At 67.4% G+C, this 15,274-nt stretch carries 9 protein-coding genes; 4 read left to right on the forward strand and 5 right to left on the reverse strand.

Annotation, left to right across the window (positions count from 1 at the left end; all coding sequences use genetic code 11):
* Positions 1-49 precede the first annotated feature (49 nt).
* Positions 50-1,324, forward strand: a complete 1,275-nt coding sequence (locus BM113_RS02160) for a dicarboxylate/amino acid:cation symporter (RefSeq protein ID WP_089784938.1) — start codon at positions 50-52, stop codon at positions 1,322-1,324.
* A 43-nt stretch (positions 1,325-1,367) separates the two neighbouring features.
* Here BM113_RS02160 and BM113_RS02165 read toward each other — a convergent pair whose 3' ends face one another.
* The 3 genes from BM113_RS02165 to BM113_RS02175 all read right to left on the reverse strand — a co-directional run bounded on the left by BM113_RS02165 (position 1,368) and on the right by BM113_RS02175 (position 8,314).
* Positions 1,368-4,451 (reverse strand): FAD-binding and (Fe-S)-binding domain-containing protein, encoded by a 3,084-nt coding sequence (locus BM113_RS02165; protein WP_089784940.1) that lies wholly within the window; start codon positions 4,449-4,451, stop codon positions 1,368-1,370.
* Positions 4,452-4,508: 57 nt separating this feature from the next.
* Entirely contained in the window at positions 4,509-6,281 is a 1,773-nt protein-coding gene (locus BM113_RS02170; RefSeq protein ID WP_089784941.1) for an L-lactate permease, read from the reverse strand.
* Positions 6,282-6,535: 254 nt separating this feature from the next.
* The gene (locus tag BM113_RS02175) at positions 6,536-8,314 is read right to left on the reverse strand and encodes an L-lactate permease (RefSeq protein WP_089784943.1); all 1,779 of its coding nucleotides are present in this window, start codon (positions 8,312-8,314) and stop codon (positions 6,536-6,538) included.
* A 276-nt stretch (positions 8,315-8,590) separates the two neighbouring features.
* On the opposite strand from BM113_RS02175, the gene BM113_RS02180 reads away from it, so the two are divergent.
* Entirely contained in the window at positions 8,591-9,199 is a 609-nt protein-coding gene (locus tag BM113_RS02180) for a helix-turn-helix transcriptional regulator (RefSeq protein ID WP_089784945.1), read from the forward strand.
* 31 nt (positions 9,200-9,230) lie between these two features.
* Here BM113_RS02180 and BM113_RS02185 read toward each other — a convergent pair whose 3' ends face one another.
* Positions 9,231-10,997 (reverse strand): L-lactate permease, encoded by a 1,767-nt coding sequence (locus tag BM113_RS02185; protein ID WP_089784946.1) that lies wholly within the window; start codon positions 10,995-10,997, stop codon positions 9,231-9,233.
* 610 nt (positions 10,998-11,607) lie between these two features.
* Here BM113_RS02185 and BM113_RS02190 point away from each other — a divergent pair.
* Both BM113_RS02190 and BM113_RS02195 read left to right on the forward strand, forming a co-directional pair.
* A complete protein-coding gene (locus BM113_RS02190) occupies positions 11,608-12,132 on the forward strand; it encodes a LutC/YkgG family protein (RefSeq protein WP_089784948.1) in 525 nt (174 codons plus the stop codon).
* A complete protein-coding gene (locus tag BM113_RS02195) occupies positions 12,129-14,357 on the forward strand; it encodes an LUD domain-containing protein (protein ID WP_089784950.1) in 2,229 nt (742 codons plus the stop codon). Before BM113_RS02190 ends, BM113_RS02195 begins: the two co-directional genes overlap by 4 nt.
* Positions 14,358-14,471: 114 nt before the next feature.
* On the opposite strand, the gene BM113_RS02200 is transcribed toward BM113_RS02195, so the two are convergent.
* Positions 14,472-15,053, reverse strand: a complete 582-nt coding sequence (locus tag BM113_RS02200; RefSeq protein WP_245757956.1) for a DNA methyltransferase — start codon at positions 15,051-15,053, stop codon at positions 14,472-14,474.
* Positions 15,054-15,274 lie beyond the last annotated feature (221 nt).

Below are 15,274 nucleotides of genomic sequence, written 5' to 3' on the forward strand. Positions count from 1 at the left end.
AACGCTTATCAAACGACCGTTAATTGCTCGAGGTATGTCGTTAGGTATCATGGCGACCTACTGGTCGCGCTATCGCTCCGTGCCGATCGTCTATCGGATCGGCGTCGCCTTCGTGCTCGGCTCGATCTTCGGGTTGCTCGTCGGCGAACCCGCGACGGCGCTCGAGCCACTCGGCGACCTCTTCGTCGATCTGTTGAGTATGCTCATTATCCCGATCATCGTGTTCACGCTGTTGATGGGCGCGAGACGGCTCTCGCCGAGTAACCTCGGGAAGATCGGCGGGCAGGTGGTCGGCCTGTACGCGATCACCTCGGCGCTTGCCGTCTTCGTCGGCCTCGCCGTGTCGAACCTGATCAACCCCGGTGAAGGACTCGAGGGCTGGCAGGAGGCCGAGGCAAACTCCGCCGAGGCGCCGTCCGTCCAGGAGGTCCTGCTCGGGATCGTTCCCGAGAACCCGTTCGGCGCGATGGCCGAGGGCGACGTCCTCCCGACGATCTTCTTCGTGATCGTCTTCGGACTCGCGCTCGCGCTCGTTCAGGAAACGGTCGACAGCGAGGACGTCAAAAACGGCGTCGAAACGATCTTCGACGTCGTCGAAGCCGGTTCCGAGGCGATGTTCAAGGTCGTCTGGGGCGTCATGGAGTACGGGGTTATCGGCGTCTTCGCGCTGATGGCGACGGTCTTCGGGCAGGCCGGGACCGACGCGATCATCCCCTTCGCGCTGTTGATCCTGACGCTGCTCGTCGCCTCGCTCGCTCACATCGCCCTCGTCCACCTCGCGGGGATCGTCGCCCTGTTCGTCGGAGAATCCCCGCGCGGGCTGCTCGTCGGCGGAAAGGACGCGCTCATCACCGCCCTCTCGATTCGCTCCTCGAGCGGGACACTGCCGGTGACGATGGCAAACGCCGACGACAACCTCCACATCGACGAGAGCGTCTACAGCTTCTCGCTACCGCTGGGCGCGACGATCAACATGGACGGAACGGCGCTCTACCAGGGTGTCGTGGCTATCTTCGCGGCGAACCTGGTCGGCGTTTCGCTCACTATCGGGGAACAAGTGACAGTGGTCGCGGTCGCCGTACTCGCGTCCATCGGCGCGGCCGGCGTCCCCGGCACCGGGCTGATCATGCTGACGCTCGTGCTGACACAACTCGGGCTTCCGCTCGAGATCGTCGGCTTCGTCGCGGGCGTCGACCCGATCCTCGACCGCCTGCGGACGATGACGAACATCAGCGGCGACCTCGCCGTGACGACGCTGGTCGCGAAGTGGAACGACGCGGTCGACTTCGACAGCGGGACCTGGGTTCCCTCGAACCGGAACTGAGATCCGCGGGCGAGCAAAAGCGGTTTCCGGTGTTTTCGGATCGCTACCGGCCGTCAGCCAGCGCCTCGGCGACGACCTCGATCGGGGTCGGCGGCTCCTCGGTCGCGCCCGGTCGATCCTCGAGCTGGGTGCGACAGGACGCGCCGGGGGCGACCACGCGGTCGCCCTCGCTGTCGTCGACCTGGTCGTACAGCACCTCGCCGATCGCCTTGCTCATCGAGTAGTGTTCGGCCTCGTAGCCGAAGGAGCCGGCCATCCCACAGCACGTCGAGTCGAGCGGATCGACGGCGTAGCCGGCCCGGCGGAGGACGCCGACCGCGTGGTGGTCCTTCGCGTGAGCTTTCTGGTGGCAGTGGCCGTGGTAGGCGAGGTGGTCCGCCGGCGCGTCGAAGGCGAGACGCTCGTCCAGGCGGAACGTATCGAGGTACTCGCAGACGCCGTAGGTGTGCTCGGCGACCGTCCGGACCTCGTCGTGGTCGAACAGGTCGAGGTAGTCCGACTGGACCATGACCGCGTCGGAGGGCTCGAGCAGCACCACGTCGTAGCCGTCCTCGACGTACGGCAGCAGGTCGTGGACCGTGTCCTCCGCGTTCTCGGCGGCCTTGTCGAGCATCCCCTTGGAGTAGGCGGGCCGGCCGACGTCGCGGGGGTCGGCGATCCGAACGTGGACCCCCGCGGCCTCGAGCACCTCGAGGGCCGCCTCACCGGCCTCGGGGTACTCGTGGTTGGTGTAGACGTCGGGGACGAGGACGACCCGGCGTTCGGCCTCCCCGGCGGGCACGGCCGGGGTGTGGTCCGCGACGCGCTTCGCGAAGGTGTCGCGCCGGAACGTCGGCAGGTCCCGTTCCCGCGAGATGCCGAGCAGTTTCTCGGCGAGGAGGCCGCTGCCGGGGATCGAGGTGGCCCAGTTCGAGAGCGGCGCGGTCGCCGACCCGAGTTTCGCCAGCGTCTCGAAGTTGGCGAACATGCGGTCCCGCAGCGAGGTGCCCGCTCGCTTGTGGTGTTCGTAGGTGAGTTCGGCCTTCATCTTGGCCATGTCGACCCCGCTCGGGCAGTCGTGTTTACAGCCCTTGCAGCCGATACAGAGGTCGAGCACTTCCTCGACGAACTCGTCGCTGAACTGTTCCTCGGGATCCAAGTCGCCGCTCATGGCCTGGCGCAGGGCGTTGGCCCGGCCCCGCGTCGAGAGGATCTCCTCGTCCTCCGCGCGGAAGGTCGGACACATCACGCCGCCCGTCGTCGACTGCTCGCCCCGACAGCCGCCACAGCCGTGACAGAGTTCGGCCATCCCCTGGAACCCGTTGTCGTTGTGCCACTCGAGGTTCGACTCGAAGCCGGCGTCGAACTCGTAGTCGGGGCCGAACCGGTGGTTCTCGGTCATATCGGTCGGGTTCCCCTCGCGGAACACGACCTGGCCGGGGTTGAGGATCCAGTCGGGGTCGAACGCCGACTTGAGTTCCTGGAACGTCTCCCACATCTCGTCGCCGTACAGCTTCCGGTTCCACTGGGTACGGGCCCGGCCGTCGCCGTGCTCGCCCGAGACGGACCCGTCGTACTGGACGACGAGGTCGGTCACGTCGTCGGTGATCGACTCCATGGCCTCGAGGCCCGCCTCCGTCTTCGTGTTCACGAGCGGGCGGATGTGGAGCACGCCCGGTCCCGCGTGGGCGTAGAAACTGGCGTAGGTGTCGTGATCCTCGAGTACCGTCTGGAAGTCCGCGACGAACTCCCGGAGGTTCGCCGGCGGGATGCCCGTGTCCTCGAGGAACGCGACGTGTTTCTCGTCGGTCGTCCGCGAGAGCAGGATCGGGAGGCCGGATTTGCGCAGCTTCCAGATCTTCGCGCGGCTCTCGGGATCGTAGGCCTCGAGGGCGTCGAACGCCAGGACGTCGGCGTCGGTGATCGTCCGGGCGTCGTCGTCCTCGCCGTCTGCCTCCCCTTCCGGATCGACGTCCGGACAGCGGTCGGCAAGCAGGTTCGCGACCTTCCGCTTGCCGTCGGCGACGTCGTCGGCGTAGAACTCGACGACGAGGACGGCGGCGGTCCCGTCGGGAAGCATCTCGGTGACCGGCTCGAACTCTGGCGTCTCGCGGGCGAGGTCGATCAACACGTCGTCGATCACCTCGAGGGCCGCGGGGTCGTGTTCGACGATCGGCTCGACGTCGTCCATCGCGTCGAGCACGCTGTCGTAGGCCAGCAGCGCCATGCTCTTCTCCTCGGGGACGGGCTCGAGCGAGACCGTCGCCTCGGTGACGATCGCCAGGGTCCCCTCGCTGCCACAGAGCAGTTTCGCGAGGTTGACCGTGCCGCCCTCGGCGTCGGGTTCGCCGACGCCGCGTTCGGCCCCGCGGGCGTCCTCGACGAGCCAGTCCAAGTTGTAGCCGGAGACGTTGCGCTTGAGGTCGGGATAGACGTCCTCGACCAGGTCACCTCTCTCCTCGAGGATCCGCGCGACCTCGGCGTAGATCGCCGACTCGAGGTCGTCGCCCTCGGCCAGGTCGGGCAGGTCGTCGACGTCGACCTCGCCGAAGGTGGTGACGGTGCCGTCCGCGAGGACGACCTCGACCTCCTCGACGTAGGCGTCGGTCTTCCCGTACTGCAGGGAGTGTGCGCCCGTCGAGTTGTTCCCGATCGCGCCGCCCAGCGCGCTCTTGTCGCCCCAGGCGGGGTCGGGCGCGAACTTCAGGTCGTGAGAGGCGAGTTCCTCGTTGAGCGACTCGAGGTAGACCCCCGTCTGGGCGGTCGCCAGTCGCTCGTCCGGATCGATCTCGACGACGTCGTCCATGTACGTCGTGAAATCGAGGACGACGGCCTCGTTGACCGTCTGGCCCGCGAGGCTGGTGCCGCCGCCCCGCGGGAGGACGGGAATCTCCCGGTCGGCACAGTACTCGACGACGCGGGCGACGTCCGCGGTCGACTGCGGGAAGACGACGCCGATCGGCGTCACCTCGTAGATGCTCGCGTCGGTCGCGTACAGCTGTCGCGAGTAGGAATCGAAGCGGACGTCGCCGGTGACGCGCCGCTCGAGGTCCGCGAGCAGGTCCGGTCGCTCGACGTCGTCGCTCTGGTAGTCGTAGTTCGCGTTCGGGTCCTCTGCCGGATCTCGGGTCGGTGGTGTGATCGTCATATCAGTCGGATACTGTGTGGTTGGTCGAAACGCGGGTGAAGGTGTCGGTGAGTGTAGTCAGGGGACGGTCGGGAACAGGACGTAGACGAAAAGCGTCGTCAGGAGCCCGCCCACGATCAGGTAGTACGCGACCGGGATCAGGTTGAGCCGGACGACGCGGCCGGTCTTCCCGACGAGGCCGACGGTCGCGAGCGCAGCGATCACGTTGTGGATCGCGATGACGTTCCCGATCGCACCGCCGATCGATTGGGCGCCGACCAGCAACTGGGTCGGCAGCCCCAGGTTCTGGGCGACCTCGAACTGGAACGCGCTGAACGTGATGTTACTGACCGTGATCGAGCCCGCGATGAACGCGCCGAGTGCGCCGACCGCGGGCGCGATCATCGGGTACGCCGAGCCGAGCACCCCCGCGGTCGCGTCCGCGAGGACGAAGATCATATTCCCATCTGGCGCGGCCGCCGCTGTGACGCCTGCGGCCTCGAGGTGGGCGTCGGTGAGCATGATCTCGACCATCGCGATGACGAACACGAGCGCGATCAGCGGCGAGACGATCTTGCCGCCGGCTTCGCGCCACGCGCCGGCCACCTGCTCGCGGTCCATCCCGAACAGGGGGATCGCCAGCAGGGCGCTCACGACGAGCCAGGTGCCGGGAACGTACGCCCAGCCGATCGAACCGCCGAGTTCGGTTCCGAAGATAGCTGCCCACTCGAGGGTCGGGCCGATCGCCAGGGTACCGACGCCCGTCTCGATCGACGCGACGGGGTCGCCCTGCAGGGCCGCCGCCACGGGTTCGATCACCCGCGTGCCGATCAGCAGGACGACGAGGAGCAGGTACGGCGACCACGCGCGAAGCAGCGACATCGAGTTCGACCGTCCCGCGTCGCTCGAGGCGTCCGACTCGTTCTGCCCCGGTTCGATGCTGCCGACCCAGTGGTCGGGCCACTCCTCGCGGGGCGGGAACTCCCAGGTGTCGTCGGGCTCGAGGTAGCCGGCCCTGAGCGCGGCGACGACGACCGCACCGCCGACCATCGCGGCGATCAGCGAGGGTAGTTCGGGACCGATCAACCACGCCGTCAGCGCGTACGGAACGGCGAACGCGACGCCGGAGAACAGACACAGCGGGACGACGCCCCGGACCGGGGCGAGCGACCGCTCGTTTCGATCGCCGAAGAAGTAGACGACCATGCCGACGGCGAAAAGCGGCATCAGGACGCCGAGAACGCCGTTGAACACCGCGGCCCAGGCACCGGCGGACGCGGAGTAGGTGCCGACCGACAGGCCTTCGGCCGCGATCACCGGCTCGACGCTCTCGAGTGGCTGTTCGTAGCCGACGATGATCGGCGTGCCGACCGCGCCGAAGACGGTCGCGACGGCGTGGCCGATCAGCGCCGCGACGACGGCCGCGAGCGCCGGGAAGCCGAGCGCGAGCAACAGCGGCGCGACGACCGCCGCCGGCGTCCCGAAGCCGGCGACCCCCTCGATGAACGTCGCGAGGAAGAACCCGAGCAGGACGATCTGGACGCGGCGATCCTCGCTGATCGAGGCGAACCCCTCGTTGATCCGATCGACCGCGCCGGACCGCATCAGGGTATAGAGCAATACGAGCGCCCCGAAGACGATCCAGAGAATCTCGAGCGCCGCGAGTCCTCCCCTGACGGTCGCCGCGGCAACCCACGACGCCGGCATCTCCCAGACGGCGACGCCGACGATCGCGGCGACGAGCCACGCCACCGGCATCGACCGCTCGGCCGGCCAGAGAAAGGCGACGAGCAGGACGGCGACGACGACGAGCGGGGCGAACGCGGCCCCGACTGCAATAAGGTCGGTCATCGTCGCACGACCCCCGCCGCAACAGCCCGCTCCCTCACCCGTTCGTCACGTAACCGCGTGTGAGTGGTCCTCATCGTTCGAGACTCCCGACGATCACCATGTATATTTACCGGAATTCTCGAGGACTGAACGATTATCCATTATATAACGGACGTTCGGGATATATCTGGTCATTCGTGAGGCTCCCTCGCCCTACGCGGTGGGGCGGTCGGGAGAACCGGTGCCGGACCCGAACGCCCTGCCGGCGGCCCCCTTCAGAAGACCTCGGGGAAGAGGACGTAGACGAACACGACGGTCCAGAAGCCGACGAAAACGGTGTAGTACACCAGGGGAATCAGGTTGAGCCGGATCACGCGGCCCTCTTCACCGACGAGGCCGACGGTCGCGAGCGCGGCGACGACGTTGTGGATCGCCACGAGGTTGCCGATCGCGCCGCCGACGGCCTGTGCGCCGACGGTCAGTTGCCGCGAGATCGCGAGGTTCTCGGCGGCGACGAACTGGAGCGGACCGAACGTGATGTTCGAGACGGTGTTCGAGCCGACGAGCGCGGCGCCGAACGCACCGATCAGCGCCGCGACGAACGGGTACGCGGGCCCGAGGACGTTCGCGGTTGCCACCGCGAGGACGACGATCATGCTCTGGTCGGGGGCGCCGGGATGGGCCGCCGACTGGAGCATCACGTGCGCCATCGCGAGGACGAACACGAGCGCGATCAGCGGCGTCACGAGCTTTCGGGCGGCCTCGAGGACGGCGGTCGCCGCCTCCGAACGGTCGATGTCGAACAGCACGCCGGCCGCGACCGCGCTGACCAGCAGCCACATCCCGGGGACGTAGCCGAGGTCGATGTCGTTCTCGAGGGTCGTCCCGAAGATGTCGACCCACTGGAGCGAGAGCAGGCCGACCGTGAACCGGCCGATCCCGGTGCTGACCGTCGCGAGCGTCAGCGACAGTTCCCGCCCGAACGCCATCACCGTCTCCCCCTGCAACAGCGCGGACAGCGGTTCTACCAGCCGGGTGGCGACGAGCAGGACGAGCAACAGCAGGTACGGCGTCCACGCGCGGTAGAGAGTGGTCCGTGGCTCGCTCGGGAGTACCGACCCCCGGTCGCCGGGCTGGATCTCGCCCAGCCAGTGGTCGGGCCACTCCGACTGGTCGGGGAACGTCCACTCCTCGTCCGGCAGGAGGTAACCCGCCCGGAGCGTCCCGACGACGACCGTCGCACCGACCATCGAGCCGATCAGGCTGGGAAACTCCGGCGTGACGTACCACGCCGCGAACCAGTAGGGGAGGCCGAACGCCACGCCCGCGAACAGACACAGCGGTGCCACCTCGAGCGCGGGCCTGATCGAGCGGCGCTCGCCGAAGAAGTAGACGACCATCGCGACCGCGATGAACGGCATCAACACGCCGACCAGCAGGTGGTAGGTCGCCGCCCACGCCGCGACGTTGACCGCGAACTCGGCCGGGGTCACGCCCTCGGCCTCGAGCGTCGTACGGATGAGGAAGACGCTGTCTATCGGCTCACGGATCCCGACGATGATCGGCGTCCCGACCGCACCGTAGGTGACGGCGATGATGTGCCCGATCAGGGCCGCGACGACCGCCGCGAGCGCGGGGAAGCCGAGTCCAAGCAACAGCGGCGCGACGACCGCCGCCGGCGTCCCGAAGCCGGCGACCCCCTCGAGGAACGTCGCGAGGAAGAACGCCACCAGCACGATCTGGACGCGGCGGTCCTCGCTGCCGGTCGCGAAACTCCGGTTGAGCGCGTCGAACGCCCCCGCGATCATCATCGTGTACAGCAGGACGAGCGCGCCGAAGACGATCCAGAGGATCTGGATCGCGGTGATGATCCCTTCGACGGTCGCCGCGGCGAGCCACGACGGCGGCATTCCCCAGACCGCGGCCGCGACGACGACCGCCGAGAGCCAGGCGATGGGCATCGCCCGCGTCGCCGGCCAGAGCAACCCGACGAGGAGCACCCCGACCACGATCAGCGGCACCGCGGCGAACAGCACCTCTGTTCCCGAGACCATACTCGTCACTCGTCAACCCGTCGTGACGAATCCTCGGCCGGTTCCCCCAGAGTCCTCCGGTCGTCGCACCCGCGAAATCATGTTGTAAGGTACCTGTGTACATATACTAATTATAGTTGTCGGAAGATTCATCGCGTTACTAACGTGGAGGGTTGGGAGTCCCGGCTCCGCGGTACGATTCCAGCTCCGTGCCGGCGATCGATCGGCCGGGGAATCCGGGGCTGTCACGGGGTGAGCGGCCAAAGACATTTACAGTCGACTGTACTGGTTGCGCACATGAGTGCCGACCGAGAGCGAAACGAGCACGGCCAGTACGCCGACCGCATCCCGCCGGAGGCCGCCCTCGAGGCGTTCGAGGACCGGGACGACTACGGTCGGCCGCTGACCGCAGCCGACGTCATGGACGCGCTCGGCTGTTCCCGCCGGACGGCGCACAACAAGCTGAACGACCTCGTCGAGCGCGGGGACCTCGAGACGCGCAAGGTCGGCGCCCGCGGCCGGGTCTGGTGGGTGCCGATCGAGACGCCGCCGAAACGGGCCGGCGACGCGGCGGCTCCACGGGCGGACTCCGGGGACGGAGAGTCCGCCGCGATCGAGGAGGCGATCCGGGGCGCGGACCTGCCGGGATCGGGGGAGACGCTCGAGGCGCGCCGTGAGGCGCTCCGGGCGGCCTACGAGTACATCGTCGACCATCCGAGCGCGACGAAGTCGGACTTCGTCGAGCACGTCTACCCCGAGCACCCCGCCGACTTCGAGACGCCGGAGGGCTGGTGGAACGCGATCCAGCCCGCACTGAAGGAGCTACCGGCGGTCGACTCGCCGGAGGAGCGAGGCCACATCTGGAGCTTCCTCGGGGACGACCGGTTTACCCCGACGCTGGGCTAAGCCGGCCGGCTCGAAAACCAGGGACGCCGGTTCAGAACAGTCCCGGGAAGAGGACGTAGCTGAACAGCGCCGTGAGAATCCCGACCCCGAGCGCGTAGTAGACGAGCGGGATCAGGTTGAGCCGCATCACGCGGCCTTCCTCGCCGACGAGGCCGACGGTCGCCAGCGCGGCGACCACGTTGTGGATCGCCACGAGGTTGCCGATCGCGCCGCCGACGGCCTGTGCGCCGACGATGAGCTGGGTCGGCAGGCCGAGTTCGCTCGCGGCCTCGAACTGGAAGCCGCCGAACGTGATGTTCGAGACGGTGTTCGAGCCGGCCATCGCCGCCCCGAGCGCGCCGATGAGCGCGGAGATGAACGGGTAGGCGGGGCCGACGGCGTCGGCGGTCGCCTGCGCGAGGACGAAGATCATGCTCTCGGCGCTCTCGGCGTGGGCGCCCGACTGCAGCATGATCTGGACCATCGCGATGACGAACACCAGCGCGATCAGCGGCGAGACGAGCTTCTGTCCCGTCTCGGCCCAGGCGGCCTTCACCTGCTCTCCACGCATGCCGTACAGCGGGATCGCGATCAGCGCACAGAGGACGAGCCAGAACCCGGGCACGTACACCCAGGAGATGCTTTCGCTAATTCCGGTCCCGAGGATCTCCGGCCACTGCGTGTTGAACAGGATCGGGTAGCCGGCGACCTCGAGTACGTTCTCCTGCAGCAGTTCGGGCAGCGGTTCGACGACGCGCGTGATCACGAGCAGCGCGACCAGCAGGATGTACGGCGTCCACGCACGGAGCAGCGACATCCGCTGGTTGCCGCCGTCGGCGACCGTCGCACCGTCGTCGATGCCGTCGGGGACGGTGGAGCCGCTGGACTGGCCGGGCTCGATCGTGCCGACCCAGTGATCGGGCCACGTCTCGCGATCCGGGAACTCCCACTCCTCGTCGGGGACGAAGTAGCCCGCCTTGAGCGCGCCGACGACGACCGCGCCGCCGACCATCGCGCCGAGAAGCGACGGGAACTCCGCGCTGATCTGTGCCGACGCCCAGTAGGGGACGACGAACGCGATCCCCGAGAACAGACACAGCGGCGCGACCTCCCAGGCCGGCTCGAGGCTCCGCTCCTCGGTGTCGCCGAAGAAGTAGACGACCATCGCGACGGCGAACAGGGGCATGACGAAGCCCACGAGCGCGTGATAGGTCGCCGCCCAGACCGCGACTTCGACCGAGTACGCCTGGATAGTGAAGCCGGCGTCCGTGATCGCGCTCTCGGTGGCTGCCGTCGACGCGAGCGGGTTTTCGATGCCGACGATGATCGGCGTTCCCACCGCACCGTAGGTGACGGCGAGGACGTGCCCGATCAGGGCCGCGATCACCGCTGCGAGCGCGGGGAAGCCAAGCGCCAGCAGCAGCGGCGCGACGACCGCTGCCGGCGTCCCGAAGCCGGCCGCGCCCTCGATGAACGCCGCGAGGAAGAAGCCGAGCAGGACGACCTGTACACGGCGATCCCCGCTGATCGTCGCGAACCCTTCGTTGATCCGATCGAACGCCCCCGCCTGCATCAGCGTGTACAGGAGGAGCAACGCGCCGAAGACGATCCAGAGGATCTGGATCGCCGTCATCGCGCCGGCTATCGAGGCCGCCACCACGTACTCGAGCGGCATCCCCCACACGAACAGCCCTATCACGACGGCGGCGATCCAGGCGAGGGGCATCGCCCGCGTCGCGGGCCACAGGAGGCCAACGAGCAACACGCCGGCGAGCACAAGCGGGACCGCGGCCAGCAGGATCTCTGCCGTGCTGACCATCACGACCCACCCCCGTGCTCGAGCGCGAGGTTTCTCTCCGGAGTCGGTCTCCCGTCCGTACTGTTTATGCCACGGTGGATTCCGTCTGGCATGGTTGGGACACCACCGATCCCCTATATATAAATTTCGACGGTTCAGCGGACTATCGAAGGAAATCCCCGTCGTATGCCGTCCAGCGGGCGACTTTCGATCGGTGAATCGCCGATATTCGTCCTCTCGGGCCTCGTGGCGTGTGAATAACTGACGTATAACCCTTGGTTCGGAATCGTCCTCGACCTATTCAGTCGTCTGTCACGGTCGAGTACTGTGATTTCATAATCCGTGTCCAGTGGTGGACAGTAGCATGGAACGGGAGGGTGCTCCAGAACGCTCGTGATCGACCGTTACGTTCTACCAGTACACACGACTGCACAGTAGATACAGTTGTCTGAAGAGGCCACTTCACTCGAGTGAACGGGCGTTCGGGCGGGTCGTCGACCTCGCGCGCGCCCCGATTCCGACGAACGCCCAGTGGAAACTCGATGCTCGATGACGCAATCGCTGGTGGGTGCCCGCGCCCCGGGGGTGAACTAACAGAACAGTGAAATGGGCGCACGCGTAGCATCAACGTATGACGACTACCGTCGAGCGGTTCGAGACCGCTCTCGAGGACCTCGAGGTGCCGGTGCGCCGCACGACACCGGCCGCGTTCGACGAGACGCTCGGCCGCGTCGCCAACGAGCCCGTCGTCGGGACGCCGCTCCCGTTCGAGGGGGTGTCGCTCCCGGCGTGGGTCGACGACGAACCGACGCCCGGGGCCCTCGAGTCGGCGACGACCGGCGTCACCGCGGCCTCACTGGGGGTCGCCGACTACGGGAGCGTGGTGCTCCCGTCGACGCCCGAGGGGAGCGAACCGGTGAGCCTCTTTCCGGAACGGCACGTGGCAGTCCTCCGGGAACGGGACCTCGTCGCCGACATGCCGACGGCGATCGAACGGCTCGGACCCGAACTGCGAGACGGCGGCAGCGCCGTGATCGCGACGGGGCCGAGCGCGACCGCCGACATGGGGGCGCTCGTGAAGGGTGCACACGGGCCGAAGGAGGTGCGAGTTGTGTTGATTACGGACGCGGAGGACGCCGACGGGGGTGAACCATGAGTACCGACACCCGCGAACGGAAGGCCGAACGGATCCGACACCTCCTCGAGACCGAGGGTGAGGCCGTCGAGGAGAACACCCTCGGCTTCAACGAGGGCCGATACGAGTCGGTCGCCGACCTCGAGGAGTACGAGGCGCTGAAGGATCGGGCCCGCGAGATCAAAGAGGACGCGATCGAGCGCCTGCCGGAACTGATCGAGCAGTTGCGCGAGACCGTCGAGGAAAACGGCGGCACGCTCTACCTCGCCGACGACGCCGCCGACGCCAACCGGTACATCCGCGAGGTCGCCGGCGAGAACGACGCCGACCGCGTCGTCAAGTCGAAGTCGATGACAAGCGAGGAACTGGAGGTCAACGAGGCGCTCGAGGCCGACGGCGTCGACGTCGTCGAGACCGACCTCGGGGAGTGGGTGCTCCAGGTCGCCGACGAGGCGCCCTCCCACATCGTCGCGCCGGCGATCCACAAGTCCGAAGCCGAGATCGCCGAACTGTTCAACGAGCAGTTCGACCCCGACGAGCCCCTCGAGACGGCCGAGGAGCTGACGATGTTCGCCCGCGAGCGGCTGGGCGAGTTGATCGCCGACGCGGACGTCGGGATGACCGGTGCGAACTTCATTACGGCAGACTCGGGCTCGATCATGCTCGTCACGAGCGAGGGTAACGCCCGGAAGACGGCCGTCGTCCCCGACACCCACGTCGCCGTCGCGGGCGTCGAGAAGGTCGTTCCGTCGGTCGAGGACCTCGCGCCCTTCATCGAACTGATCGGCCGCTCCGGAACGGGCCAGGACATCACCTCCTACGTGTCGCTGCTGACGCCGCCGGTCGACTCGCCCGTCGTCGACTTCGACGACCCCGACCTCGAGTTCGCCGACCGCGACGACGACCGCGAGTTCCACCTCGTGTTGATCGACAACGGCCGCATGGCGATGCGCGAGGACGAACACCTCCGCGAGACGCTGTACTGCATCCGGTGTTCGGCCTGTGCCAACACCTGCGCGAACTTCCAGTCCGTCGGCGGCCACGCCTTCGGCGGCGAGACCTACTCGGGCGGGATCGCGACCGGATGGGAGGCCGGCGTCCACGGCCAGGATTCCGCGGCGGAGTTCAACGACCTCTGTACCGGCTGCTCGCGCTGCGTCGAGGCCTGTCCGGTGAAGATCGACATCCCCTGGATCAACACCGTCGTCCGCGACCGGATCAACCGCGAGGATGGGGGACAGTTCGACTTCCTCGTCGAGGGGCTCACCCCCGACGAGGAACCCGGCGGCGTCGACCTCCAGAAACGGCTGTTCGGCAACTACGAGACGCTGGCGAAACTCGGGTCCGCGACGGCTCCCGTCTCGAACTGGACGACGAAACTCGGCCCCGTGCGCACGCTGATGGAGAAGACGGTCGGGGTCGATCGTCGTCGACCACTCCCCGCGTTCGAACGGACGACGCTCGTCGACTGGTTCGAGGACCGCGGCCCCCGCGTCTCCGCCGCCGACGCCGACCGCGAGGTCGTTCTCTACCCCGACGTCTACACCAACTACATCGACGTCGAACGCGGGAAGGCGGCGGTCCGCGTCCTCGAGGCGCTTTCCGTCCACGTCCGGATCCCGTCGGCCCCAGGCAGCGGCCGCGCGCCGCTCTCCCAGGGGATGATCGACACGGCCGACGAGAAGGCGAGTCGCGTCTACGCCAGCCTCGCCGAACACATAGACGCCGGCCGCGACGTCGTCGTGATCGAGCCCAGCGACCTCGCGATGTTCCGCAGCGAGTACGAGAAGTTCCTCCCCGAGTCGTCCTACGAGCGCCTGCGAGAGGGTAGCTACGAGATCCTCGAGTACGTCTACGGCCTGCTCGAGAACGGGGCCGACGCCGACCGCCTGCGGACCGGCGACGGCGAGCGGGCGCCCGATATCGCCTACCACTCCCACTGCCAGCAGCGGACGCTGGAACTGGATCGGTACACCCGGGCCGTCCTCGAGGACCTCGAGTACGACGTCCTCGAGAGCGACGTGGAGTGTTGCGGGATGGCGGGCTCGTTCGGCTACAAGGAGCAGTACTACGAACTGAGCATGGACGTCGGCGACCGGCTGGCCGACCAGTTCACGACGCCCGAGACGAGCGATCGGCTCGTCGTGGCGAGCGGGACCTCCTGTGAGGACCAACTCGAGGACCTGCTGGCCCGCGAGGCGGTCCACCCGGTCGAGGTGCTGGATCCGCGCTCGCGGCATCACTGAGGGTCAAAACGACGCGCCCCGTCAGTCGGACCCCTTCGTGAACACGGGACAGTACGAGTGATCGTACCCGTACCCGAAGCGCCCTTCCTTCTCGTCGGGACTTCCGTCGCCCTCTCACGTGACGACGGTCTCGCCCTCGAAGTGGAAGACGTTCGAGACCCGTTCCGCGACGTCCCAGGCCAGCGGCGTCACCCGTCCCTCGTATTTCATGTTCGCGACGTCGACGACGACGTGCCCGCCGGGAGCCAGCACCCGGTCGAGGCGCGCGAACGCGGTTTCGACGTCGTCGAGGTACTCCGCGTAGGTGCTCTCGCCCGAGTAGTTCCGGAACGGGTTCCGGTCGTCCGTCCGCTCCATGAACGGCGGGGAGGTGAAACAGCAGTCACAGGCCGGGAACCACGACGCGTCCAGCTCGAGGACGTCCCCCTGCCGGACGTGGTCCGGGGTCGTAATCTCCTCCCGAACGTGGGCGACACGGTCGGATTCACACTCGAGACCGTACGGGACGCGCTCGAGTCGCTCGGCTACTTTGAGCGTCGTCCCGTACCCCGCGAAGACGTCGATTACCTCGTCTCCGGGCTCCGTGTACGCTTCCAGGAAGCGTTCGACCAGCGCGTTCGGCGTTCGAACCTCGTCGGTGTGTCCCGGCGGCAACTCGTCGTCGTGGGCGTACTCGAGGGAGCGGTACGTCTCCATGTGCCGAACCAGTTAGCAGAAGAACATAACAGTTGTTGAGGGAGTTTTCGGTATTCATAGAACTGGCTGAACGGCTGTTCACTCGAGTTTGGATTTTGATAGCTAGTGACTCTACCAGGTCCCAGAGATGTTCTCCGCGGCGTGCTGAGTACAGGGCGCGAATGTCGCACGCGATTTGTCTCGATTTGTGAGGGTAGTTACTGGTCAGGACAGGCCACGTA

The organism is Natronobacterium haloterrestre, assembly GCF_900112205.1.
Lineage (GTDB): Archaea > Halobacteriota > Halobacteria > Halobacteriales > Natrialbaceae > Natronobacterium > Natronobacterium haloterrestre.

Coding starts and splice junctions, on each gene's coding strand:
- BM113_RS02195 (WP_089784950.1), top strand. CDS start 12,129: ATGAGTACCGACACCCGCGAACGGAAGGCCGAACGGATCCGACACCTC.
- BM113_RS02160 (WP_089784938.1), top strand. CDS start 50: ATGGCGACCTACTGGTCGCGCTATCGCTCCGTGCCGATCGTCTATCGG.
- BM113_RS02170 (WP_089784941.1), bottom strand. CDS start 6,281: ATGACCGACCTTATTGCAGTCGGGGCCGCGTTCGCCCCGCTCGTCGTC.
- BM113_RS02175 (WP_089784943.1), bottom strand. CDS start 8,314: ATGGTCTCGGGAACAGAGGTGCTGTTCGCCGCGGTGCCGCTGATCGTG.
- BM113_RS02180 (WP_089784945.1), top strand. CDS start 8,591: ATGAGTGCCGACCGAGAGCGAAACGAGCACGGCCAGTACGCCGACCGC.
- BM113_RS02190 (WP_089784948.1), top strand. CDS start 11,608: ATGACGACTACCGTCGAGCGGTTCGAGACCGCTCTCGAGGACCTCGAG.
- BM113_RS02165 (WP_089784940.1), bottom strand. CDS start 4,451: ATGACGATCACACCACCGACCCGAGATCCGGCAGAGGACCCGAACGCG.
- BM113_RS02185 (WP_089784946.1), bottom strand. CDS start 10,997: ATGGTCAGCACGGCAGAGATCCTGCTGGCCGCGGTCCCGCTTGTGCTC.
- BM113_RS02200 (WP_245757956.1), bottom strand. CDS start 15,053: ATGGAGACGTACCGCTCCCTCGAGTACGCCCACGACGACGAGTTGCCG.